The 23,135-nt window shown below is 69.0% G+C and carries 20 protein-coding genes; 5 read left to right on the top strand and 15 right to left on the bottom strand.

Features of this window, described 5'->3' with window-relative positions:
- Nucleotides 1–108: 108 nt before the first annotated feature.
- The gene (gene argG / locus ACIBL3_RS07720) at nt 109–1,542 is read left to right on the top strand and encodes an argininosuccinate synthase (protein WP_396352470.1); all 1,434 of its coding nucleotides are present in this window, start codon (nt 109–111) and stop codon (nt 1,540–1,542) included.
- A 93-nt stretch (nt 1,543–1,635) separates the two neighbouring features.
- On the opposite strand, the gene paaE is transcribed toward argG, so the two are convergent.
- The 5 genes from paaE to paaA are packed head-to-tail and all read right to left on the bottom strand — an operon-like array spanning nt 1,636 to nt 5,138.
- Nucleotides 1,636–2,724, bottom strand: coding sequence for a 1,2-phenylacetyl-CoA epoxidase subunit PaaE (gene paaE / locus ACIBL3_RS07715; RefSeq protein WP_396352469.1), 1,089 nt, complete (start codon nt 2,722–2,724; stop codon nt 1,636–1,638).
- Entirely contained in the window at nt 2,724–3,203 is a 480-nt protein-coding gene (gene paaD, locus ACIBL3_RS07710) for a 1,2-phenylacetyl-CoA epoxidase subunit PaaD (RefSeq protein WP_396352468.1), read from the bottom strand. Before paaD ends, paaE begins: the two co-directional genes overlap by 1 nt.
- Nucleotides 3,197–3,937 carry a 1,2-phenylacetyl-CoA epoxidase subunit PaaC gene (gene paaC / locus ACIBL3_RS07705; RefSeq protein WP_396352467.1) on the bottom strand — a complete coding sequence of 247 codons (741 nt, stop codon included), beginning with the start codon at nt 3,935–3,937 and terminating at the stop codon, nt 3,197–3,199. Before paaC ends, paaD begins: the two co-directional genes overlap by 7 nt.
- The gene (gene paaB, locus ACIBL3_RS07700; protein WP_360146066.1) at nt 3,934–4,215 is read right to left on the bottom strand and encodes a 1,2-phenylacetyl-CoA epoxidase subunit PaaB; all 282 of its coding nucleotides are present in this window, start codon (nt 4,213–4,215) and stop codon (nt 3,934–3,936) included. The genes paaC and paaB overlap by 4 nt, the downstream gene beginning before the upstream one ends.
- On the bottom strand, nt 4,212–5,138 hold the full coding sequence (gene paaA / locus ACIBL3_RS07695; protein WP_396352466.1) for a 1,2-phenylacetyl-CoA epoxidase subunit PaaA: 927 nt from the start codon (nt 5,136–5,138) through the stop codon (nt 4,212–4,214). The genes paaB and paaA overlap by 4 nt, the downstream gene beginning before the upstream one ends.
- 184 nt (nt 5,139–5,322) lie before the next feature.
- On the opposite strand from paaA, the gene ACIBL3_RS07690 reads away from it, so the two are divergent.
- Together ACIBL3_RS07690 and ACIBL3_RS07685 are read left to right on the top strand one after the other, a co-directional pair.
- Entirely contained in the window at nt 5,323–6,510 is a 1,188-nt protein-coding gene (locus ACIBL3_RS07690; RefSeq protein ID WP_396352465.1) for a DUF418 domain-containing protein, read from the top strand.
- An 18-nt stretch (nt 6,511–6,528) separates the two neighbouring features.
- The gene (locus tag ACIBL3_RS07685) at nt 6,529–7,140 is read left to right on the top strand and encodes a GNAT family N-acetyltransferase (protein WP_396352464.1); all 612 of its coding nucleotides are present in this window, start codon (nt 6,529–6,531) and stop codon (nt 7,138–7,140) included.
- On the opposite strand, the gene ACIBL3_RS07680 is transcribed toward ACIBL3_RS07685, so the two are convergent.
- Nucleotides 7,129–8,100 carry a GlxA family transcriptional regulator gene (locus tag ACIBL3_RS07680; protein WP_396352463.1) on the bottom strand — a complete coding sequence of 324 codons (972 nt, stop codon included), beginning with the start codon at nt 8,098–8,100 and terminating at the stop codon, nt 7,129–7,131. The two genes, ACIBL3_RS07685 and ACIBL3_RS07680, sit on opposite strands and share 12 nt — an antisense overlap.
- 52 nt (nt 8,101–8,152) lie before the next feature.
- On the opposite strand from ACIBL3_RS07680, the gene ACIBL3_RS07675 reads away from it, so the two are divergent.
- Nucleotides 8,153–8,563: a cupin domain-containing protein gene (locus ACIBL3_RS07675; RefSeq protein ID WP_396352462.1), complete on the top strand. Its 411-nt coding sequence runs from the start codon at nt 8,153–8,155 to the stop codon at nt 8,561–8,563.
- A gap of 158 nt (nt 8,564–8,721) precedes the next feature.
- Here ACIBL3_RS07675 and ACIBL3_RS07670 read toward each other — a convergent pair whose 3' ends face one another.
- The gene (locus ACIBL3_RS07670) at nt 8,722–9,276 is read right to left on the bottom strand and encodes a DinB family protein (RefSeq protein ID WP_396352461.1); all 555 of its coding nucleotides are present in this window, start codon (nt 9,274–9,276) and stop codon (nt 8,722–8,724) included.
- Nucleotides 9,277–9,518: 242 nt separating this feature from the next.
- On the opposite strand from ACIBL3_RS07670, the gene ACIBL3_RS07665 reads away from it, so the two are divergent.
- Nucleotides 9,519–11,297 carry an alpha/beta hydrolase gene (locus ACIBL3_RS07665; RefSeq protein ID WP_396352460.1) on the top strand — a complete coding sequence of 593 codons (1,779 nt, stop codon included), beginning with the start codon at nt 9,519–9,521 and terminating at the stop codon, nt 11,295–11,297.
- Between the two features lie 451 nt (nt 11,298–11,748).
- On the opposite strand, the gene ACIBL3_RS07660 is transcribed toward ACIBL3_RS07665, so the two are convergent.
- The 8 genes from ACIBL3_RS07660 to rpsO form a co-directional block, all read right to left on the bottom strand.
- Entirely contained in the window at nt 11,749–14,262 is a 2,514-nt protein-coding gene (locus tag ACIBL3_RS07660) for an ATP-binding protein (RefSeq protein ID WP_396352459.1), read from the bottom strand.
- 115 nt (nt 14,263–14,377) lie between these two features.
- Nucleotides 14,378–14,824, bottom strand: a complete 447-nt coding sequence (locus tag ACIBL3_RS07655; RefSeq protein WP_396352458.1) for a hypothetical protein — start codon at nt 14,822–14,824, stop codon at nt 14,378–14,380.
- Between the two features lie 15 nt (nt 14,825–14,839).
- The gene (gene dapB / locus ACIBL3_RS07650; RefSeq protein WP_396352457.1) at nt 14,840–15,586 is read right to left on the bottom strand and encodes a 4-hydroxy-tetrahydrodipicolinate reductase; all 747 of its coding nucleotides are present in this window, start codon (nt 15,584–15,586) and stop codon (nt 14,840–14,842) included.
- A 62-nt stretch (nt 15,587–15,648) separates the two neighbouring features.
- Nucleotides 15,649–17,484 carry a hypothetical protein gene (locus tag ACIBL3_RS07645; protein WP_396352456.1) on the bottom strand — a complete coding sequence of 612 codons (1,836 nt, stop codon included), beginning with the start codon at nt 17,482–17,484 and terminating at the stop codon, nt 15,649–15,651.
- A gap of 61 nt (nt 17,485–17,545) precedes the next feature.
- Nucleotides 17,546–18,928, bottom strand: coding sequence for an FAD-binding oxidoreductase (locus ACIBL3_RS07640; RefSeq protein WP_396352455.1), 1,383 nt, complete (start codon nt 18,926–18,928; stop codon nt 17,546–17,548).
- 76 nt (nt 18,929–19,004) lie between these two features.
- On the bottom strand, nt 19,005–20,318 hold the full coding sequence (locus tag ACIBL3_RS07635) for a M16 family metallopeptidase (protein WP_396352454.1): 1,314 nt from the start codon (nt 20,316–20,318) through the stop codon (nt 19,005–19,007).
- Entirely contained in the window at nt 20,315–22,540 is a 2,226-nt protein-coding gene (locus tag ACIBL3_RS07630) for a polyribonucleotide nucleotidyltransferase (protein WP_396352864.1), read from the bottom strand. Before ACIBL3_RS07630 ends, ACIBL3_RS07635 begins: the two co-directional genes overlap by 4 nt.
- A 270-nt stretch (nt 22,541–22,810) precedes the next feature.
- Entirely contained in the window at nt 22,811–23,083 is a 273-nt protein-coding gene (rpsO, locus tag ACIBL3_RS07625; RefSeq protein ID WP_396352453.1) for a 30S ribosomal protein S15, read from the bottom strand.
- Nucleotides 23,084–23,135 lie beyond the last annotated feature (52 nt).

Below are 23,135 nucleotides of genomic sequence, written 5' to 3'. Positions count from 1 at the left end.
CTCCCCTTCCGGTCGGCTCACATCCTCCCATCCTTTCGCTTCCGCCCCAGCAGCCACGCCCGTCACAGCCGCTTTGCATAATCATGCAGGGCAGTGCATACTTTTTCTGTGTCCAAGGTTCTTACGTCTTTGCCTGTAGGTGAACGGGTCGGCATCGCCTTCTCCGGCGGTCTCGACACGTCGGTCGCGGTCGCGTGGATGCGGGACAAGGGAGCGATCCCCTGCACCTACACGGCCGATCTCGGTCAGTACGACGAGCCCGACATCGCCTCCGTCCCGGGTCGCGCCACGGCGTACGGCGCCGAGATCACCCGCCTGGTCGACTGCCGCGCGGCGCTGGTCGAGGAGGGCCTGGCCGCGCTCGCCTGCGGCGCCTTCCACATCCGCTCGGCCGGGCGGACGTACTTCAACACCACCCCGATCGGGCGGGCGGTGACCGGCACGCTGCTGGTCCGGGCGATGCTCGACGACGACGTGCAGATCTGGGGTGACGGCTCGACCTTCAAGGGCAACGACATCGAGCGGTTCTACCGGTACGGCCTGCTCGCGAACCCGCAGTTGCGGATCTACAAGCCGTGGCTGGACGCGCAGTTCGTGCACGAGCTCGGCGGCCGCAAGGAGATGTCGGAGTGGCTGGTCGCGCACGGCCTGCCGTACCGGGACAGCACCGAGAAGGCGTACTCCACCGACGCGAACATCTGGGGCGCCACCCACGAGGCGAAGACGCTCGAGCACCTCGACACCGGGATCGAGACCGTCGACCCGATCATGGGTGTGAAGCACTGGGACCCGTCGGTGCTGATCGAGGCCGAGGACGTGACGATCGGCTTCGAGCAGGGCCGGCCGGTGACGATCAACGGAAAGGAGTTCGGCTCCGCGGTCGACCTGGTGCTGGAGGCGAACGCGATCGGCGGCCGGCACGGCATGGGCATGTCGGACCAGATCGAGAACCGGGTGATCGAGGCCAAGAGCCGGGGTATCTACGAGGCTCCCGGGATGGCTTTGCTGCATTCGGCGTACGAACGGCTGGTCAACGCGATCCACAACGAGGACACGCTGGCGAACTACCACAACGAGGGCCGGCGGCTCGGGCGGCTGATGTACGAAGGCCGTTGGCTGGACCCGCAGTCGCTGATGCTGCGGGAGTCCCTGCAGCGGTGGGTCGGTACGGCGGTGACCGGTCAGGTCACGCTGCGGCTCCGGCGGGGTGAGGACTACTCGATCCTCGACACCACCGGCCCGGCGCTCAGCTACCACCCGGACAAGCTGTCGATGGAGCGGATCGAGGACTCCGCGTTCGGCCCGGTCGACCGGATCGGTCAGCTGACCATGCGGAACCTGGACATCGCCGACTCCCGCTCGAAGCTGGAGCAGTACGCCGGCCTCGGCATGTTCGGCACCACCAACCCGGCGCTCGCCTCCTCCACCGACCTCATCGGCCCGATGCCGACCGGCGGAGCCGAAGCCATCGCCTCCCGAGGCGAAGCCACCGAAGAGGACGAGCTCCTGGACCGCGCCGCCATGGAATCCGGCACCGACTGACCACCATTTGACTGGCAGACCAGCCAGTTCAGGGGTTTGCCACCTGTACCCCGGGTGGCAAACCCCTCATTTCGTTGGTCAGCCAGGCAAATGTCAGGCGTCGTAGTCGAGGGTTACTGCTGGGGTGGTGGGGTGGGATTGGCAGGTCAGGACGTAGCCGGAGCGGATTTCGTCGGGTTCCAGGGCCCAGTTTGTGTCCATGCGGACTGAGCCTTCGAGGACCTTGGCTCGGCAGGTGCCGCAGACGCCGCCCTTGCAGGCGAAAGGCGCGTCGGAGCGTACGGCGAGGGTGGCGTCGAGGACTGGTTTGGAGTGCTCGGCCAGAGCAAAGGTCGAGCGGCGGCCGTCGAGGATGACCGTGACCTGGGCTGCGTCTTCGTCGACCGGGGCCTCGTCGACGGGAGCGGCCGGGGCCTCGTCGCCTACGTGGAAGAGCTCGGCGTGGACGTGTTCGCGGGGGACGCCTTCGGTCAGGAGGAGGTCCTGGGCGCCGACGACCATCGCGTACGGACCGCAGAGGAACCACTCGTCGACGGTCCCGATCGGCAGGATCGTCTTGAACATCCGCTCCAGCCGCTCGGCGTCGATGCGCCCGCTGAACAGCTCCACCTCCGTCGACTCCCGCGACAGCACGTGCACAAGGTGGAACCGCTCGGCGTACACGTCCTTCAGATCGGCCAGCTCGTCGGCGAACATCACCGACCCCGCGGTCCGGTTGCCGTACAGCAGCGTGACCCGGCTGGACGGCTCGACGGACAGGATCGTCGCCACCAGCGACAGCACCGGCGTGATCCCGCTGCCCGCGGCAACGAACGCGTAGTGCTTCGCGTTCGCCGGGTCGAACGTCGTACCGAACCGCCCGAGCGGCGTCATCACCTCGAGCTCGTCGCCGACCTTCAACTCATGGGCGGCGTACGCCGAGAACTCGCCACCCGGGATCCGCTTCACCCCGATCCGCAGCACACCGGACCCGGCCGGCGAGCAGATCGAGTAGCTGCGTCGCACGTCCTCCCCGGTACGGCGGATGGTCAGATGCTGGCCCGCGGTGAACTCGTACTCGTCCGCCAAGTCCGCAGGCACCGCGAACGTGATCGCCACCGAGTCGTCGGTGATCGCCTCGATCGCGGCCACCTTCAACGGGTGGAAGACAGCACGCCGCCGCGGCATCGTGGTCGTCGTCATCACAAAGCCTTGAAGTGGTCGAAGGGCTCGCGGCAGGAGTTGCACCGCCACAGGGACTTGCAGGAGGTGGACCCGAAGCGGCTGAGCTCAACCGTGTCCGGCGACCCACACAACGGGCACCGGATGGTCAATGACAGAGCAACCGGGCCGCCGACCGCACGGCGACCGGTCGGCGGTGCGATGCCGTACTCGGTCAGCTTGGCCTTCCCCGCGTCACTCATCCAGTCCGTCGTCCACGCAGGCGAAAGCACAGTCTCGACACGTCCGTCGACCTGCAACGCCTGGAGAGTCAGCTCGACCTCGTGCCGGATCAGGTCCATCGCTGGGCACCCGGAGTACGTCGGGGTGATCGTCACGACCACCTCGTCACCCTCATGCCGAACCCCACGCAGCACACCGAGGTCAGCGATCGTCAGCACCGGCACCTCAGGATCCGCCACCTCGCCGACCGCCTCGAGGATGGCCGCGTCCGTCACCATGTCGCCCCCGGATGCGACCGCGCCACATGCTGCAGCTCAGCCAGCAGATACCCCAGGTGCTCGGTATGCCGACCACTCCGCCCACCACTGTGCTGGTACGACGCCGCCGGCCGAGCACACGTGGACTCGTCGATCACCGCGAACACCCGGCGCTCCCACTCGTCCCGCAGCGTCGACGGGTCGACGGCGACCGCCAACCGCCGTACAAGCTCGTCGGACTCGAACATCTCCGCGGTGTAAGGCCAGAACGCCTCCAACCCAGCCTGCATCCGGCGGTGACTCTCCTCGGTCCCATCACCCAGTCGCAACACCCACTGGGTCGCGTGGTCGACGTGGTACGCGACCTCCTTGACCGCCTTGCCCGCCACTCCGGACAACAGCTCGTCGGAGCACCCGAGCAGCTCTTCGTAGACCAGTTGCTGGTACGTCGCGAAGTACAGCAACCGCGCCATCGTGTGCGCGAAGTCACCGTTCGGCAGCTCGCACAACTGCAGGTTCAGGAAGTCGCGCTCGTCCCGGAAGTAGGCGAGGTCGTCCTCGCTCCGCCCCTCCCCCTCGACCTGGCCGGCGTACTGCAGCAGCGACCGGGCCTGGCCGAGCTGGTCGAGGCCGATGTTGCCCAGGGCAACGTCCTCCTCGAGCTGCGGGGCGGCCGCGATCCACTCGGCGGTGCGCTGCGCGGAGATCAGCGCGTCGTCGCCGAGCCGGAGCGTGTAGACGAAGAGGTCGTTCACAGGTGCTCGACGCCTTCCGGGACCTGGTAGAAGGTCGGGTGCCGGTAGACCTTGTCACCGGCCGGGTCGAAGAACTCGTCCTTCTCGTCCGGGCTCGACGCGGTGATGTCGGCAGCCCGCACCACCCAGATCGACACGCCCTCCTGGCGCCGGGTGTAGACGTCCCGCGCGTTCCGCAGCGCCATCGTCGCGTCCGGCGCGTGCAGGCTGCCGACATGCGTGTGCGACAGTCCACGCCGGGACCGCACGAAGACCTCCCACAGTGGCTCGACACTCATGCAGCGCTCTCCTTCACAACTCGTTTCGCCGCATACGCCGCTGCAGCCTCGCGGACCCACGCGCCGTCCTCGTGCGCCTTCACCCGGTGCGCGAGCCGTTGCTGGTTGCACGGCCCGTTGCCCTTCACCACTTCGTACAGCTCGGTGTAGTCCGGCTCACTGAAGCGGTAGTGCCCGGTCTCCTCGTCGTACGACAGACCGTCGTCGGGCACCCGCAGCCCGAGTACGTCGGCTTGCGGGACGGTCATGTCGACGAAGCGCTGGCGCAGCTCGTCGTTGCTGTGCCGCTTGATCCCCCACGCCATCGACTGCTCGGAGTGCGTCGACGCGGAGTCGGGCGGCCCGAACATCATCAGCGACGGCCACCACCAGCGATCCAGCGCGTCCTGCGCCATCGCCTTCTGCTCAGGAGTGCCGTTGCACAGCGTGTGCAGGATCTCGAACCCCTGCCGCTGGTGGAACGACTCCTCCTTGCAGACCCGGACCATCGCCCGCGCGTACGGCCCGTAGGAGCAGCGGCAGAGCGGGACCTGGTTGACGATCGCGGCGCCGTCGACGAGCCAGCCGATCGCGCCGATGTCGGCCCAGGTCAGGGTCGGGTAGTTGAAGATGCTGGAGTACTTCTGCTTCCCGCTGTGCAGCAGGTCGAGCAGGTCGGCCCGGTCCACGCCGAGGGTCTCGGCGGCGGCGTACAGGTAGAGCCCGTGGCCGGCCTCGTCCTGCACCTTGGCCATCAGGATCGCCTTGCGGCGCAGCGACGGCGCGCGACTGATCCAGTTGCCCTCCGGCTGCATGCCGATGATCTCGGAGTGCGCGTGCTGCGCGATCTGCCGGATCAGGGTCTTGCGGTACCCGTCCGGCATCGCGTCCCGCGGCTCGACCCGGCCGTCGGCGTCGATGGTCGCCTGGAAGCTGTCGTCCATGCCCGCCAGCATAGCCGAGTTGTGACACTTTCTGTCCAGATCAGCGAACAGGTGTCACAAAGTCGGACGACGGTGGGGCTACCTCCACCCCGGGAAGTGGTGGCAACGCGCTGGGTCACGGCCGGGCCGGCCGCGAAGATTTTCAGTGCAAGGCTTACACAGTTTCTAGCCAAGGGTGGATCCCATGACCACTGCGACGACTCTCCCGGCCGCGGATCACCGCGGTCCAGTCACCGGCAGGGAGCGCGCCCTCGCGCCCGACCTGATCCGCGGCGCGATGCTGCTGCTGATCGGACTGGCCAACAGCGCCAACTTCGCCTTCGCCGGGCAACCCGGGGTGGAAAGCTCCCCGCACGGCTTCGAGCGGGTGCTGAACTTCCTCAAGCTCACCTTCGTGGACGCCCGGGCCTACCCGGTGTTCGCGGTGATGTTCGGCTACGGCCTGGTCCAGCTGGCCCGGCGGCAGCGCTCGGCCGGCGCCACGACGAGCGCCGTACGGCGAATCCTGCTCAAGCGCAACGGATGGCTGATCGCGTTCGGCCTGGTGCACGCGACGTTGCTGTACTTCGGCGACTTCCTCGGCGCCTACGGCATCGTCGGGATCATCTGCACGCTGTTGCTGCTCAACCGCGGCGACAAGTTCCACCGGATCGTGCTCGCCATCTGGGCCTTCGAAATCCTCTACGTGCTCTTCACCGCCTTCCAATCAGTCGCGGCTGTGCTCAACAGCTCCGGTCCCGCGGCGCCGCTCACCAACAGCCCGAACCCGTCGCTGGCGGCCACGTCGTACGGCGCGAGCATCGTCGACCGGCTGCACGAGTACCCGATGCACACCGCCAGCGTGATCGGCTTCCTCATCGTCGTCTGGCTGGGCACCTGGGCCGCCCGCAAGCAGATCCTGGAGAACCCGGCCGCCCACCGCAGCTTGCTGCGCGGCGTGGCCTTCACCGGCCTCGGCATCACGATCGTCGGCGGTCTCCCGCTCGCCCTGGTCGGCGCCGGCTGGCTGCACGTCGACGCGGCAGCGGTCGATCAACTGAGCTACCTGTCGCACGTGAGCGGCATGTTCGGCGGACCCGGGTACGTCGCCCTGTTCGGCCTGCTGGTCGCCCGGCTCAGCAGGATCTCCCTCCCGGTCCGCGCGATCTCGGCACTGGGTCAGCGGTCGCTGTCCGGCTACCTCTTCCAGTCGGTGTCGTGGCTGGTCCTGTTGGCGCCGTTCACGCTGGACCTCGACCTCGGGAGTACGGCGTACACCGCAGCGCTGATCGCGATCGCGGTGTGGGTGGTCTCGGTGGCCGGCGCCTACGCGATGAGCAAGCGTTCCTACCGCGGACCGGCCGAGACCCTGCTGCGGAACGTCGTGTACTGACTTGCGAGGATGGCGGGTATGAGTGACTTCGGCGTCCCGGAACCCGCCAACCTCTCCGACCTGTCCGGCGCGAGCGAAAACCCGATCGCGGAGACGAGCGTGCGGCTGGCGCTCCCGGCCGAGGCGAACGAGATCGGCGAGATCCAGGTCGCGTCCTGGCGGGCGTCGTACGCCGGACTGCTGCCGGTGGACGTGCTCGCCGATCTCAACCCGGCGCAGTTCGCCGCTCAGTGGCGGGCTGCGCTGATCGCGCCCGGTGAGGCCCGTAACCGGGTGATGGTCGCGCTGGCCGGCCGGACGCTGGTCGGGTTCGCCGCGATCACGCCGTCCGACGACCCGGACGCCGATCCGCAGCGGGACGCGTTGATCGCCGAGCTCGCGATCAAGCCCGAGGCGACCCGCGCCGGCCACGGTTCGCGGCTGCTGAACGCCGTCGTCGACACCGTCCGCGCCGACGGCTTCGGCCGGGTCACCGTCTGGGTCAACTCGACCGATGACGTGCTCCGGGCGTTCTACACCGAGGCGGGCTGGGGTCCCGACGGCGCGCACCGCGAGCTCGACCTGTACGGCGACGAGTCCGTCCGGATCAAGCAGATCCGGCTGCACACCGACCCCGGATCAGCCGACTGATCGGAGGGCGAACCGCCGGCGGTAGTCGCTCGGGGTCAGCCCGGTCGTGCGCTTCAGCTGGATCCGGAGATTGGCCGCCGTACCCAGGCCGCAGTTCCGCGCGATCGTCTCCAGCCTGACCTCGCCGCGTTCGAGCAAACGGCAGGCCATCGCCACCCGCTCTGCCGTCAGCCAGGCCAGCGGCGTCGTCCCCAACTCGGCCTGGAACCGTCGATGCAGGGTCGCCTGGCTCACGGCCGCATGCGCCGCGATGTCCGCGACCGTGAGCGGACCGCCGAGCCGCGCCCGCACCCACTCGAGCAGCGGGGCCAGCGAGGTGTCCGCGACCACTGGCACGGGCTGGTCGATGAACTGCCGCTGCCCGCCGTCGCGATGCGCCGTGAACACCAGCCGCCGACTCACCGCATTCGCCACCTCGGCACCGTGATCGCGCCGGATCAGATGCAGGCCGAGGTCGAGCGCCGCCGCACTCCCGGCCGCGGTCAGAACGTTGCCGTCGTCAACAAATAGGACATCCGGCAGCAGCTCGACCTCCGGATGCAGCCGCCGGAAGGTTCGCTCCCACCGCCAGTGCGTCGTCGCCCGCCGTCCATCCAGCACCCCCGCGGCAGCCAGCGTGAACGCCCCGGTGCAGAAGCTCACCAATCGCGCGCCTCGCTGCTCGGCCCGGCGGACGGCATCCAGTACGGCGGGCGACGGTGGCGTCTCGGGATCGGGGCGATTCGGCACGATCAGCGTGTCTGCCCGATCCGCCTCCTCGAGTCCGGCGACCCCGGTCAGGGTGAAGAACCCGGAGTGCATCCGCACCGACGGGTCCGGCGTACACAGACCGAACTCGTACCACTCCCGGCCGAGCTCGGGTCGGCGCAGACCGAACAACTCGGTCGCGACCCCGAGCTCGAACGGGTTCGACCCGTGGTCGACGATCACGACCACCCGATGCGAGGATCCTTGCGGCATCTGCCATTTCTAGCACTCACGCCCGCGCCGCGCACCTGGCGAGACTGTCCACATGAGCAACGAACCAGTCGATCTGCGCGGTGTCCTGAAGACCTTCGACGACCTCTGGAACCCGCGGATCGCCGCGCGGATCAACGACTACGACGTCCGGCTCACGAAGGTGGCGGGCTCGTACATCTGGCACGTCCACGAGACCACCGACGAGTTCTTCCTCGTCCTCGACGGCGAACTGAGCATCGCGGTCCGGGACCCGGACGAGCGGGTCGTCTCGCTCGCGCCCGGCCAGGTCTTCGTCGTACCTCGCGGCGTCTACCACCGCCCGTTCTCAGACGGCGGCGCCTCCATCGTCGTCATCGAGCCCGCAGGCATCCCAACCACAGGCGACCGCCACGACCCGATCCCGGACCACATCAAGACCCACACCGGCCTCGAGCTCGCGTCGGAGCCCGACCCGACCGGCTGAGCAGCGCCGGCGAGTTCGCCGGTCGTGGACGGTGGTGGATGGTGCGACTGGTGGCTGGCAGGCTGTGTCACCACTGGCGCGTTGCAGCACGTCACCGATGACATAACCCGCCAGCGAGCCCCGCGAGCACCACATCGCTCACACGTCCGCATGTCTCCTCACCGGAGGCCGGCTCGGTAGAGGTCGCGGAGGAGGCTGATCTCGGCGCCGTGGTGGATGGTTTCGCGGTTGAGGTGGGTGATCAGGCCGAGCATGGTGTCCTCGGCGAAGAAGGACCCCTTCGGGCCTAGCGGCCGGCTCAGCTCGCTTTCGGACAGGGCGCGGATCGACTCGTTCCAGCGGCGGTACCAGAAATCGAGGAACGCCAGGCCGTCAGCCGCCGTACCCGGGAGGTCGGCCGGGATGTGTCGCGGGTCGAACATGTCCGCGTCGTCCGGCACACTCCCGTCGCCGAAGAAGGCACTTGTCCGGGTCGCGAAGCAGCCGACACCGATGTGCACCAGTCGCCACGCGATCGTGGTGACCGGCGGCGGATCCGGCACTGGGTCCTGGTGGTCGACCACGATCCGGCCGTCCGCGTCCGGGCGCACCGACCAGGCCGGCGTGGCCGGCTCCCACAGGTACTCGTCGTCCGTCAGCCCCTGAAGCCGCGGCCACAAGTGCATGTCCCAGTAGAACTCCAGTTGCCCGATCACCAAGTCACCACAGTCCATGCGACGACGGTAGAGCGCCGTACCGACATACCACGGGCCCGATCGGCGACGAGCCGGGGGTGGTGCTCGACCGTTCCACCACGGCATGACAAATTGTCACGGTCCGATCACGCATGGCCACCCGCTGGAGTCTGCATGAAGTACCTACCCCTGGCCGTCGGCCTAGGGCTACTCCGATCACCAGCTGCAGTCGCGAGCAGGTGCTCGGTGGAGTGCATCGGCGCGCCGGAGAGGAGGTTTCGATGCGGAGCATCGTGACCTTCTCTCCGGCGCGGCGAGGTGCCCACCGAGCACCGCGCAGCACGCAGCTGGTGATCGGAGTAGCCCTCGGGCTGTCTGCCGCTGCTGTTCTCGTCGTACCGGGGTCAGGGGCGACGGCCTCGATGGACCAGGCGTATGTCGTCGACCGGGCGCATCCGGTGGCGAACCGGTACCTGAAGCAGACACCGGTGTGGAAGCAGTGCGGCGATCCGGAGCTCCGGACGTACTGCGCGAAGATCACCGTCCCGCGCGACTGGGCCAACCAGTACTCGGGCAACGACATCCAGATCGCCGTCAGCAAGGTCGCGCCGGCCAAGGGCAAGCCGAGCCGGGTGGTGTTCGGCAACCCGGGTGGACCGGGCGGCGCCGGCCTCGGCATGGCGCCGTACCTGGCCAGTCAGGCGCCGCTCGCGAAGGACCACCTCGCGGTCGGGTTCGACCCGCGCGGCACCGGCGACAGCAGCAACGTGACCTGCGACGGCGCACCCGGCTACACGATGGACGCGCGCGACCGGGACCAGTGGAACCTGGACCTGATCGCGGAGGCGTCGCAGCTGAGCCAGCCGTACTGCGACCGGCAGTCCCGCGGGCTCCTCCCCTACGTGAACACCGCGCAGACCGTGCAGGACATGGACCTGATCCGCCGGCTGCTCGGCTTCGACAAGATCGACTTCGTCGGCTACTCCGGCGGCACCTGGATGGGCGCGTACTACCAGACCTACTTCCCGCAGCACGTCGGCCGGTTCGTGCTGGACTCCAACACCGACTTCACCCAGCCCTGGATCACCACGTTCGTCGCCCAGCCGGAGGCGTTCGAGCGCCGGTTCCGCGAGGACTTCGCGACCTGGGCGGCGAAGTACGACGGCGAGTTGCACCTCGGCACGTCGCCACGCCTGGTGATCAGGACCTACGAGCGGCTCCGGGCGACGCTGAAAAAGCAGCCGGTGGTCGAGGAGTTCCTGGACGGCTCGATCAAGGTCACCTACGACCAGAACACTCTGGACCAGATCGTGTCGGGGGATATGTACACAAAGATCGACTTTTATTCACTGGCCGTCGACCTGGCATTTCTCCGCGACCTTTCCGCGGTCCAGACCAAGGGCGGCCCACGCGCTGCGCAGCGTAAGGTCGACGCGCTGTCCCCGGCCCGGCAGCAGCAGCTGGTACGGCGCGCGTCCCGCGACACCGTCGGCCTGCGCCCACTTGGCCGGATCGTCGGCGACGACGCCGAGGACGCCACCTTCACCGCGGTCACCTGCAACGACACCCCCTGGCCGCAGGGTCGCGCGTACGGCGACCAACTGGCCGGCCGCCTCGGGCCGAAGTACCCGCTGCTCGGCTGGGGCCTGAACGAGAACCCGTGCTTCTACTGGAAGCGCCCGAACCTGACCATGCCGCAGCCCACCGGCCAAGGCTTGCCGACCACGCTGATGGTCCAGTCGGTGCACGACCCGGCAACCAGCTACTCGCTCGCGGTGTCGGCGCACAGCCGGTACGCCGGTTCGCGGCTGGTCACGGTCAGCCGGGAGGGCGACCACGGCGTCTACGGCGGCGTGAACCAGTGCGCCGACAAGATCGTCAACACGTTCCTCACCACCGGCACGGCGCCGGCCAAGGACGTCACCTGCGTCGGCGAGGGCATCCCGGCGCCGTCGACGCCGCCGAGCCTCGAGGAGTACGACGCCGGTCAGGGATATGATCACGCTCCGTTACGCCGGATCGCCGGATTCACCAAAGCCGTGTCCGGATATTTGCACTGACGCTACTGAATTCAGAGCGTGCCCGATCGGGCGGAAAATGCACACGATTTCCGGCGGAATCCCCTACGGACCGGCATTCGGTGATCACCGTCGGCGAATTTCCCGTGGGGCTTTCGTTGTCAGGACATATTTGTCAGGGCGATGTCAGGGCTCCGTCCCTGTGCGACTCAGCGTGATTTCGACAACCTTGAGTCAGCGCGGAGGAACCGGCCGTCGACTGGGAGGGCTCGACGAGAGGTGACATCGCCGACGTGGCTTCGGCCGGCTGTGAGGTGGGGGGACTGCCTGGGGGGTCAGACAGGGACACAGCCGGCCGGGTCCGTCACTCGGATCCCGCGCCCTCAGATCCCTCGCGGGGTACCGTCGATCCCCCAGGTCGTGGTGCTCCGCGAGGCAACCGTCCGATCAGCAGACCCGGTGGACTGCTGATCGGTCTCTTTTTCCAGGACCTTCAGAGCCTGCCGGTGTGATCGGGGTTCGGGCTGGACGGGGATGGCGGGTATCCGTCGGCCACGGCGACCAAAGGTGCGGCTCGCCCGGCCGACCAGGCTGTTCGGAAGGCCCGGCGATCGAGCGACTGTTCGATCGCGCTCCGGGTCGCCAGGTAGTCGGCCTTCTCGATCTCCGGCACCGGCGCACCGATGACCTCACGCACCCCGTCCGCGGCTCCGAGGAGGAACGCGGCGTACTCACTTCTCCCCCGCTGCTGAGCGACCGTCGCCAGCTCCTCGAGCACGCTCGCCGACCGCCACCGGTCACCGAGATCGCGATGCTCTGCCAGGCTCTCGTCCAGCAGGTGTACGGCGCGCTCCGTCAGGCCACGCCGTCGTTCGACGATGCCCAGCTGGTTCAGCGACCACGCAACGCCCTCGCGGTACCCGAGTCGCTGGGACAACGCCAGGCTCTCCTGCAGCAGGTCCTCCGCCTCGACGAGTTCACCGCCGTACTGCGCGATGGTCCCGAGACTGATCAACGACCAGGCGAGTCCTTCGCCGTCGCCGAGCAGGCGGAACCTGTCCCGCGCCCGGCCACAGCGCCGCGCACCGACCTCCAGGTCACCGCGCAGCCAGGCGACGAACCCCAGGTGGTTGTGCGCCCAGGCCATCCCTGACTGGTCGCCGAGACTCTCGTAGAGGTCGTAGCTTTCGCAGTGCAGATCCTCCGCGGCCGCATAGTCCCCGCGCTCCCTGGCGACGCCACCGAGCCGTTGCAGCACGAGCGCCGTACCGGCTGTGTCGTGCAGGTCCTTGTACTGCGTCAGAGCCGTCTGCAGCCGTGCGGTCGCCGCGTCGTACTCGCACTGCAGGAAGGCGAGCATCCCGGCGCCCAGGTTCGCCTTCGCACACACGGGCGCCAGACCGGCCGTGTCCGACTCCGGGACGGTGTCCGCCAGCGTCAGTGCGCGTTCGAGCCACTGACTGCCTTCGGCGTAGTGCCCACGCAGGTAGCAGAACAGCCACAGCCCACCGGCCAGCCGCAGAGCCTCGTTGATCGACCTGGTCCGCAGCGACCACGCCATTGCTGCCCGCAGGTTGTCCAGCTCGCCGTCGAGCCGTTCCAGCCACTCGGCCTGGTTCACGCCACGCAGCTGTACTTCGGCTTCCTCGGCGAAGCCGATGTAGAAGTGCGCATGCCGACGGGCCGCCTCTTCCGTCAGACCCGCGGCCTTCAGCCGGTCTGCAGCGAACTCACGAATCACGGCGAGCATGTAGTAACGCGCAACCCCGCTGCGCCGGGTCACCCGGATCAGCGACTTGTCGACCAACCGACCAATCAGGTCGAGCGCTTCCGCACGGACCAGCGGACCCGGCGACGGCTGCCCGGACATGACGGTGGCGGCCGCACTCAACGTCCACCCGCCGACGAACACCGACAGCTGCGCGAACACGTCCCGCTCCGCCGGTGTGAGCAGGTCGTGGCTCCACTCGATCGCGCCGTACATGGACTGCTGCCGGGGCGAGGCCGTCCGCGGTCCGCCGGCCAGGATACCGAACGAGGTCTCCAGCTCGGACGCGAGCTCCTCGATCGTCATCACGTTCGTCCGGGCGGCGGCCAGCTCGATCGCGAGCGGCATCCCCTCCAGCCTCCGGACCACTCGGGCGACCTGGTCGAGCTGGCCGTCCACGTCGTACCCACGGGCGGCCGCACGCTCGACGAACAGCCGTACGGCGGCCGACGCCTCGAGCTGGTCCTCGTCGTGCGGCAGCGCCAAGGCGGGTACGACGTACACGCTCTCGCCGGGGACCCTCAGGATCTCCCGGCTGGACGCGAGGACCGAGAGGTTCGGGCAGTACTCCAGCAGGGCCGCGCAGACCTGACCGACGGTGGCGACGACATGCGAGCAGTTGTCGAACACCAGCAGCATGGTCCGGCGGCCGATCAGCTCCGCGATGGTTTCGACCAGCCGGGCATTGTCCAGCGGGTGCAACCCGGTTGAGTCGGCGACCGCCGGAACCACGCCGGCGGGATCGGTGAGCGACGCGAGCGGGACCCAGCAGACACCGTCGGCGAAGCTGTCTTCGAGCTCAGCCGCCAGCCCGAGCGTGAGGCGGGTCTTCCCGACACCGCCCGGCCCGGTCAGGGTCAGCAACCGGGTGATCTGCTGGCCAAGCAAACGTTTGGTGGTCGTCAGCTCCGTGCTGCGGCCGATCAGTTCGTTCGGCGGGGCCGGGGGCCGGCGCAGCTGGATCTGTGGCGACTCGGTGTCCCGGCGCGCAGCGGTGGAGAGCGCAGCCCGGTCGGACGCGCCGAGCCGCAGGGCGTCCGCGAGCAGGCGCAGCGTGTGCGCCCGGGGCGCGCGACGACGACCCCGCTCCAACGCCGCGATCGCGTCGACGCTCAGGCCGGCCAGTTCGGCCAGTCCCTCCTGCGACAGCCCGGCTTCCCGCCGGTGCCGGCGCAACAGGCCACCGAAACCTGCCCCCTGCACGTCGTCCGAGCCACGGCGAGACCCGTCTGATGGCACAGGACGGCTCCACCCAGTCTCCGACCTGCACGTGGCGGTTGCCACGCACTTGCTTTGAAAATATCCCGTTCCGCACCGCGTTGTCAGTTACCTCGGTGTTGTTGACAGCCAACTCTCAAGTAACTGCCGCCTCGTGCTTCGCGATCGCCGTCCGCATCGAGGCGCGTGCCCGCCGCCTGTCACCGGCCGCGTCGTACGCCGTCGAGAGCCGGAACCAGACCCGCCAGTCGTCCGGCGCGGCCTCGGCCTCGGCCCGGTACTTCTCGAAGGCGACGTCCGCCGCGGCCCGGTCGACCCGCCCCGACGGACGGCGCGGCAGGTCGTCGACCGGCAGTCCACCGGCCGCCTCCAACTCACGCGCCAGGATCTCGGTACGGCGTCCGAACTGCAGCTCCCGCCACACCAGGAATGCGCCGAGCACCGGGATGACCAGTACGGCGACCCCGAGTCCGACGGCGACCCGATCACCAGTGCCGATCAGCAGCACCCCGCGCCAGCCGAGCAGGACGGCGTACGCGACGAATACGACCGCCAGCACGATCGCCGTGCGTTTGGCGGTCACAACGGCCCAGTCATGTCAGTCGAGGTCCATGAAGTGCTCGAGACCGACGGTGAGGCCGGGAGCGCCGCCGATCCGGCGGACGCCGAGCAGCACACCGGCCATGAACGAGACCCGGGCCATCGAGTCGTGCCGGATGGTGAGCGTCTCGCCGGTGTCGCCGAACAGCACCTCCTGGTGCGCGATCAGGCCGCGCAGCCGGACGCCATGCACCCGGATCCCGTCGACGTCGGCCCCGCGGGCGCCGTCCAGCGCGGTCGTGGTGGCGTCCGGGATCGGCGCCGAGCCGGCCTCCCGGCGGGCCTCGGCGATCAGCTCGGCAGTACGGCGCGCCGTACCCGAGGGAGCGTCGACCTTGTCCGGGTGGTGCAGCTCGATGATCTCGACCGACTCGTAGTACTTGGCGGCCTTGGCGGCGAACTGCATCATCAGGACGGCGCCGATCGAGAAGTTCGGCGCGACCAGCACGCCGGCGCCGGGAAACTTGTCGAGCAGGCCGCGCAGCGTCTCGAGCCGGGCCTCGTCGAAACCGGTGGTGCCGACGACCGCGTGGATGCCGTGCTCGATGCACCACGCGAGGTTGTCCATCACCACCTCGGGCCGGGTGAAGTCGACCACCACCTGGGCGCCGGCCTTGGTCAGCTCGTCCAGTTCGTCGCCGAGGTCGAGCCGCGCGACCAGCTCGCAGTCGTCGGCTTCTTCCACCGCGAGGCACGTCTGAGCGCCCATCTTGCCCTTGGCCCCCAGCACACCGACCTTGATCATCCGCACCCTTTCGACAGACTTTCGACCGCCCCAAGGATCTCATCAGGCCGATCGGCCTGGAGTCAGGGTGTCTCGACGGACCGTTCGGCGCGTGGCACGTAGACCTGCAGGTTCATCGTCTGCTGCGTCGGCGCCAGCAGTTGGTAGTCGGCCTTGAAGTCCAGCGCGCAGGCGCGCAGCGCGGTGATCTCGACGTCGGAGATGCGACGGTTCAGCAGGATGATCGGCGGGCGGCCCGGGCTCCACGGCTGCCCGTCCCGGCAGACCTCCTCGATCCCGGCTGCCGTCCGGTTGCGTTCCTTCGGGGCGACCCACGCCTCGCCGACCGGTTTGCCCTGCAGCATCAGGACCAGGCCGGCCATCTTGTCGAAGGCGAGGATCGGGCGGCCCGGCGGCTGCAGGTACGGCCGCAGCTCAGCCTCCAGGCTGGCGTAGTTCTTCGCCGCCGACGGCTGGAGGTAGAGCCCCTTCAGCGGCGCGGGCGTGGCCGGCTCAGTCAGCTCGGTGTGCCCGACCGAGCGGTACGGGTGCAGGAACATTCCGCTGTACGAGATGGACGCCACCGCCACCAGCGAAGCCACCGTGACCACACCGACGGTCACCCGCGCGACCACCGGCACCGCCCAGATCCCGGTCAGCACCGCGATCATCACCGCGACCCAGCAGGCGAACGCGTTGAACCCGATCGTGTACAGCGGGTTGTTCGTCCCGAACGCCTGCACCATCGGCAGCACCACGAGCAGTCCGAGGACGACCCACCCGCGGGCCTTCTCCCGGCTCAACGTCGACCGCCGCGTCAGCCCGTACCGGCCCGCGACCACAGCCGCGACCGCCGTCACCAACCCGACCAGTACGGCGGCCAGCAGCGTGACGGTGTAGTCCGACGTGTGCGCCGACCCGCCGACCGCGGCATCGTCGACGACTACCCGCCGTACCGAGAGGACGAACCCGAGAGCCACGAGAGCCCCGGCGGCGATCCGCAACCAGGGCCACCGGCCGATCACCGCCACGACGGCCGCGACCAGCAGGACCGCGTGCTGGCGCAGCGTCTTGCCGAGCAGCTCGAGACCGGTCGACCAGTACACCTCCAGCAAGGCGGTCGGCGAGTACGACGTCTCCGCGATGAACCTGTTCACGGCCATGATTCCGGGCACCGCGACGTTCAGCCGGACCACGAAAAGCTGTACCACCAGCGCTGCCAGGCCCAGCCCGGCCAGGGCGAGACCGATGCCTCGGGCAACGGCTCGCCAGCCCTGCCCGGTCAGCACGACCACAGCCGCGACGACGATCAGCCCGATCACCACGACCGAGGTCCACTTCGCCAGCACCATCACGCCGATCACGACCCCGGCGACCATGAGCACCCAGAACGGCACCGGCGTACCGCGGTCGACCGCAGTCGCCATCCATAGCACGCACGCGACCAGCGTCAGCGCACCGAGCAGGATGACGTCGTTGTACCCGGGCGACATCGGCAGCCAGCTGTAACACATCCCGCCCGCGGCCAGGATGGTCGCCATCCCGGCCAGCTCCCACAGCTTGGTCGGCGGCGCGCCCGGTCGCCGGCCGCGCAGCCACCGCATGAAGCTGTAGCCGAAGACCAGGTGTACGGCGACCACGGTGAACAACCGGAAGAACCGCAGCCCGACGATGTCGTACCCGAGCCACTCGAAGATCGGCCCGTAAAGGTACTGCACCCCGGTCAGCGCCAGCGGGTTCTGGTCCCACCAGCGGTACGACAGCAGGTAGTAGCCCTCGTCGGTGAGGTCGAACCCCTCGTTCGCGGCCCGTCCCGCGGTCACCACCCACCACGCGGCGAGCCCACCCGCGACCACGATCACCCCAAGAAGCAACACCGTCTGCCTACGCAGCGTGTCCCTTCCGGCCTCCAACCTCACGGCCGACACCTTAGGCCATCACTCCAGAGTTACCTCATCAGGCGGGCAGCCTGGGGGCCGCTCAGTGCGGTGGGATGTTTTGGTTCAAGTGGAAGAGGTTGTTGGGGTCGTACTTCTGTTTGAGGGCTTGGAGGCGGTCGTAGGTAGGGGCGCCGTACGCGTCGCGGATGCGGCCGGTGCCCTCGTCGGTGAGGAAGTTGACGTAGACGCCGCTCTGGTGGGGCTCCAGCGCCTGCCAGGAGTCCCGGGCCCACTGCCGCTGCTCCTCGAAGCCTTCCGGGCCGTAGGTGGAGCCGACGAAGTTGAAGGTGTGCCCGCTGGCGCGGCCGCCGTACGCGGTGGCGTCGGCCGGCACCCGGGAGATCGCGCCGCCGAGGTGGAAGATCGGGTACGACGTGAGCGGCCCGTTGATCGCGAGCCCGCGCGCGGCCGCGACGTCGACCACGTCGTCGGTGAGCTCGGCGACGTCGGACGAGCGCATGTAGTACCAGCGGCCGTGCGGGAAGCTCAGGTCGAACATCGCCTGCAGGTCGACGAACGGCTTCGGCGCGCACAGGTCCAGCAGCGGCGGCGCGAACGCCTTGAGCGGCGCCACCACCCGCTCACCGACCTCGATCGAGCCCGCGTAGCAGGCCAGCACGACGACGACCGGCACGCCGTGCAGCTCGGACGGGATGGTCGGCACCGCCGGGATCCACCGGTGCATCACCGCGGTGGTCAGCTCGTCGGGAATGTCGGTGATCCACTCGCGGTAGAAGCGCAGCAGCCGCGGCGACTCCGTCATCGGCCACATGATCGGGCCCGCGTAGACGATCGGGCCGACCGGGTGCAGCCGGAACTCGAACTCGGTCACGATGCCGAAGTTCCCTCCGCCACCGCGGATCCCCCAGAACAGGTCGGCGTTGACGTCCTCGCTCGCGGTCAGCAGCTCACCCTTGGCGGTGACCAGGTCGACCGAGAGCAGGTTGTCGATGGTGAGCCCGTACTTGCGCATCAGCCACCCGATCCCGCCGCCGAGCGTGAGCCCGGCCAGTCCGGTGTGGGTGACGATGCCGGCAGGGGTGGCCAACCCGAACGCCTGCGTCTCGCGGTCGAGCTCCCCGAGCAGCACGCCCGCCTGCGCCCGCGCGGTACGCCGGACCGGATCGACCCGGATGCCCTTCAGCGGCGCGAGGTCCAGCAGGACCCCACCGTCACAGGTCGAGTGCCCCGGGAAGCTGTGCCCGCCGCCGCGAACCGCCACCGGTCCCCCGGTACGGCGGGCGTAGGCGAGCGCGGCCCGGATGTCGGCCACCCCGGTGCAGCGGGCGATCACCCCGGGCCTGCGGTCGATCGACCCGTTCCAGACCTTTCGCAGCTCGTCGTACGACGGTTCGCCCGGGTGGACCAGCTCCCCACGGAAGTCCTCGCCGAGTGCCTGAATCTCCGGAGTAATCGTGCTCATGACCCACTCCCGCAGCCCCTCCCCCAGGCCCCCTTCCCGGCCAGTCTGCTCCTGCCGGGTGGGGCTGTCGAGGCTGTCAGAGCGTGAAAGCGGTGGTGTCCTCGTCGAAGGGGCCCATGACGGTCAGGGCGGGGGTGCCGGCGTACAGGTCGGCGGCGAGCCGGGTGACGTCGTCGAGGGTGACGGCGTCGATCCGATGCAGGATCTCGTCGACGGTGGGCAGCTCGCCGTACACGAGCTCGGCCTTGGCGATCCGGGTCATCTTGGCGCCGGTGTCCTCCAGGCCCATCACCACCGAGCCGCGCATCTGCCCCTTGCCGCGGAGCAGCTCGTCCGGAGTGATGTTGCCGCTGGCAATCGACTCCAGCTCGGTGCGGACCACGTCGAGCACCTCGCCGGCCTTCTTCGGCAGGCAGCCCGCGTACACGCCGACCATGCCGGAGTCCGCGTACGCCGACCCGAAGGTGAACACCGAGTACGCCAGGCCGCGCTTCTCCCGGACCTCCTGGAACAGTCGCGACGACATGCCGCCGCCGACGATCCCGTGCAGGACGCCGGCGACGTAGCGCCGTTCGTCGCTGCGGACCAGGCCAGGCATCCCGAGCACCATGTGCGCCTGCTCGACGTCACGGTGGTGCACGCGCACCCCGCCGTACGTCGGGACCGGCTTGGAGGCGCCGCGTCGCACGGGAGCGGGCTCGGACTCGCCGGTGACCCAGTGCCGTTCGAACGCCTTGCGGACCAGGCGAACCACGTCGGTGTGGTCGACGTTCCCGGCGACCGAGACGACGATGTTGGCGGGTTTGTAGCGGCGCCGGTACCAGCCCACCACCTGCTGGCGGGACAGTCCGGCGACGGTTTCCGGCGTACCGGTGATCGAGCGGCCGAGCGGCGTCTTGCCCCACAGCTGTTCGGCGAAGAGGTCGTGGATGTGGTCCGACGTCTCGTCGGCGTGCATCGCGATCTCCTCGTCGATGACGTCGCGCTCACTGTCCACGTCCTCGCTCGTCAGCGTGGCGGAGGTGATCATGTCGCAGATGACGTCGACCGCGAGCGGCAGGTCGGAGTCGAGCACCCGCGAGTAGTAGCAGGTGTACTCCTTGCCGGTGAACGCGTTCATCTCACCGCCCACCGCGTCGATCGCGGCGGAGATCTCGAGCGCGTCGCGGCGCTCGGTGCCCTTGAACAGCAGGTGCTCGAGGAAGTGCGTGGCGCCGGCGAGCTGCTCCGGTTCGTCCCGGGAGCCGACGCCGACCCAGACCCCGAACGTGACCGAACGGAAGCCGGGGACGGATTGGGACAGCACGCGAAGCCCGGAGGGCAGGACGGTCCGTTTCACCGGACCGCCCGCCTCCGGGCTCAGCAGGGTGCTGGTGATCGCTCGAATCACTCGGCGGACTCGGCAGCCTTCTCTTCAGACTTCTTGTCGCCGTCCTCGCCCTCGATGACCGGGATCAGCGAGAGCTTGCCGCGGTCGTCGATCTCGGCGATCTCGACCTGCAGCTTCTGGCCGACCGAGAGCACGTCCTCGACCGCCTCGACCCGCTTGCCACCGGCCAGCGGACGCAGCTTCGAGATGTGCAGCAGGCCGTCCTTGCCCGGCAGCAGGCTGATGAACGCACCGAAGTTGGTCGTCTTCACGACCGTGCCCAGGTAGCGCTCGCCCTTCTCCGGCATGGTCGGGTTCGCGATCGCGTTGATCGCCGCTCGGGCCGCCTCGGCCGACGGGCCGTCGGTCGCGCCGATGTAGACGGTGCCGTCGTCCTCGATCGAGATGTCGGCGCCGGTGTCCTCGGTGATCTGGTTGATCATCTTGCCCTTCGGGCCGATGACCTCGCCGATCTTGTCGACCGGGACCTTCACCGAGATGACCCGCGGCGCGAACTCGCTCATCTCACCCGGCGCGTCGATGGCCTTGGCCATCACGTCCAGGATGGTCAGCCGCGCGTCCTTGGCCTGCGTCAGCGCGCCGGCCAGCACGCTGGCCGGGATGCCGTCCAGCTTGGTGTCCAGCTGCAGGGCGGTGACGAAGTCCTTCGTGCCGGCGACCTTGAAGTCCATGTCGCCGAACGCGTCCTCCGCGCCCAGGATGTCGGTCAGCGCGACGTACTGCGTCTCGCCGTCGACCTCACCGGAGATCAGGCCCATCGCGATACCGGCGACCGGGGCCTTCAGCGGCACACCGGCGGACAGCAGCGACAGCGTGGAGGCGCAGACCGAGCCCATCGAGGTCGACCCGTTCGAGCCGAGCGCCTCGGAGACCTGGCGAATCGCGTACGGGAAGTCCTCACGCGACGGCAGCACCGGCACCAGCGCCCGCTCGGCCAGCGCGCCGTGGCCGATCTCGCGGCGCTTCGGCGAACCCACCCGGCCGGTCTCACCGGTCGAGTACGGCGGGAAGTTGTAGTTGTGCATGTAGCGCTTGCGGGTCTCCGGCGACAGCGTGTCGAGCTGCTGCTCCATCCGGAGCATGTTCAGCGTGCTGACACCCATGATCTGGGTCTCGCCGCGCTCGAACAGCGCCGAGCCGTGCACCCGCGGCAGCACCCGCACCTGCGCCTTGAGCGGCCGGATGTCGGCCAGCCCGCGGCCGTCGATGCGGACCTTGTCCGTCAGCACCCGCTGCCGGACCAGCTTCTTGGTCAGCGACCGGAACGCCGCGGACAGCTCCTTCTCGCGGCCCTCGAAGTCGGCGGCCAGCTTGTCCACCGTGGCGGCCTTGACCGCGTCGGTGGCGTCCTCACGCTCGTGCTTGCCGGCGATGGTCAGCGCCTGCGCCAGCTCCTCGGTGGCCGCGGCCTCGACGGCGGCGTACGCGTCGTCGGCGTAGTCCGGGAAGACCGGGAACTCGGCGGTCGGCTTCGCGGCCCGCGCGGCCAGGTCGGCCTGCGCCTCGACCAGGGTCTTGATGAAGCCCTTGGCGGCCTCCAGGCCCTGGGCGACGATCTCCTCGGTCGGCGCCTGCGCGCCACCGGCGACGGCGTCGAAGGTGCCCGGGGTGGACTCCGCCTCGACCATCATGATCGCGACGTCACCGGACTCGGTCACCCGGCCCGCGACGACCATGTCGAAGACCGCGTCCTCGAGCTCGGTGTGGGTCGGGAACGCCACCCACTGGCCCTCGATCAGGGCGACGCGGACGCCGCCGATCGGGCCGGAGAACGGCAGGCCGGCCAGCTGGGTCGACATCGACGCCGCGTTGATGGCGAGCACGTCGTACAGCTTGTCCGGGTTCAGCGCCAGGACCGTGATGACGACCTGGATCTCGTTGCGCAGGCCGGACACGAACGACGGCCGCAGCGGGCGGTCGATCAGCCGGCAGGTCAGGATGGCCTCCTCGGACGGGCGGCCCTCCCGGCGGAAGAACGAGCCGGGGATCCGGCCCGCGGCGTACATCCGCTCCTCGACGTCGACCGTCAGCGGGAAGAAGTCGAACTGGTCCTTGGGCTTCTTGCTGGCCGTGGTGGCCGACAGCACCATCGTGTCGCCGTCGAGGTAGGCGGCGGCCGAACCGGCGGCCTGCTGGGCCAGGCGGCCCGTCTCGAAGCGGATGGTGCGGTTGCCGAAGCTGCCGTTGTCGAGGACGGCCTCGGCGAATTCGGTGCCCTCCATGGGCGTACCGGTGGATCCCGTCACGGGATACCCCTCTCTCACAGTGTGACGACTGCGAGGCGCGAGCTTCCGGGGTGCCGGTCTTCGATCGAGGCCCGCGGGTGTTGTTCCGCACCCGAAAGCCACTACCGAGGACCGGTCGTCCTCCCGCCACGCGCTTCGCGTCGCCTCGTTCGTCTTGCGTGCTTCGTTATTCAGTTGTGGGTTCCGCGCCCGGGCGCGGATACGCCAGGAGCGGCCACCCGAGGTCGGGGGCCGCTCCTCGCGACGTCAACGGCGGAGGCCGAGCCGCTCGATCAGGGACCGGTAGCGGTTGATGTCCTTCTTCGCCAGGTAGTTCAGCAGCCGGCGGCGCTGGCCGACGAGCAGCAGCAGGCCACGACGGCTGTGGTGGTCGTGCTTGTGCTCCTTCAGGTGCTCGGTGAGGTGCGTGATGCGGTGCGTCAGCAGCGCGACCTGGACCTCGGGGGAGCCGGTGTCACCCTCGACGGTGGCGTACTCACCGATGATCTTCTTCTTCGTAGCGGCATCAACAGATGACACGGAGTTCCTCTCGATTTCCGTTGCGCGGCGCACCGGGGCATTCGTCACCCGA

Source organism: Kribbella sp. NPDC050124 (assembly GCF_044460355.1).
Lineage (GTDB): Bacteria > Actinomycetota > Actinomycetes > Propionibacteriales > Kribbellaceae > Kribbella.
The sequence above is the reverse complement of the archived record's forward strand: the minus strand, read 5'-3'. Positions and strand labels throughout refer to the sequence as shown.

Coding starts and splice junctions, on each gene's coding strand:
- paaE (WP_396352469.1), bottom strand. CDS start 2,724: ATGACGACGACCACGATGCCGCGGCGGCGTGCTGTCTTCCACCCGTTG.
- paaD (WP_396352468.1), bottom strand. CDS start 3,203: ATGGTGACGGACGCGGCCATCCTCGAGGCGGTCGGCGAGGTGGCGGAT.
- paaB (WP_360146066.1), bottom strand. CDS start 4,215: ATGAGTGTCGAGCCACTGTGGGAGGTCTTCGTGCGGTCCCGGCGTGGA.
- paaA (WP_396352466.1), bottom strand. CDS start 5,138: ATGGACGACAGCTTCCAGGCGACCATCGACGCCGACGGCCGGGTCGAG.
- ACIBL3_RS07690 (WP_396352465.1), top strand. CDS start 5,323: ATGACCACTGCGACGACTCTCCCGGCCGCGGATCACCGCGGTCCAGTC.
- ACIBL3_RS07685 (WP_396352464.1), top strand. CDS start 6,529: ATGAGTGACTTCGGCGTCCCGGAACCCGCCAACCTCTCCGACCTGTCC.
- ACIBL3_RS07680 (WP_396352463.1), bottom strand. CDS start 8,100: ATGCCGCAAGGATCCTCGCATCGGGTGGTCGTGATCGTCGACCACGGG.
- ACIBL3_RS07675 (WP_396352462.1), top strand. CDS start 8,153: ATGAGCAACGAACCAGTCGATCTGCGCGGTGTCCTGAAGACCTTCGAC.
- ACIBL3_RS07670 (WP_396352461.1), bottom strand. CDS start 9,276: ATGGACTGTGGTGACTTGGTGATCGGGCAACTGGAGTTCTACTGGGAC.
- ACIBL3_RS07665 (WP_396352460.1), top strand. CDS start 9,519: ATGCGGAGCATCGTGACCTTCTCTCCGGCGCGGCGAGGTGCCCACCGA.
- dapB (WP_396352457.1), bottom strand. CDS start 15,586: ATGATCAAGGTCGGTGTGCTGGGGGCCAAGGGCAAGATGGGCGCTCAG.
- ACIBL3_RS07640 (WP_396352455.1), bottom strand. CDS start 18,928: ATGAGCACGATTACTCCGGAGATTCAGGCACTCGGCGAGGACTTCCGT.
- ACIBL3_RS07630 (WP_396352864.1), bottom strand. CDS start 22,540: ATGGAGGGCACCGAATTCGCCGAGGCCGTCCTCGACAACGGCAGCTTC.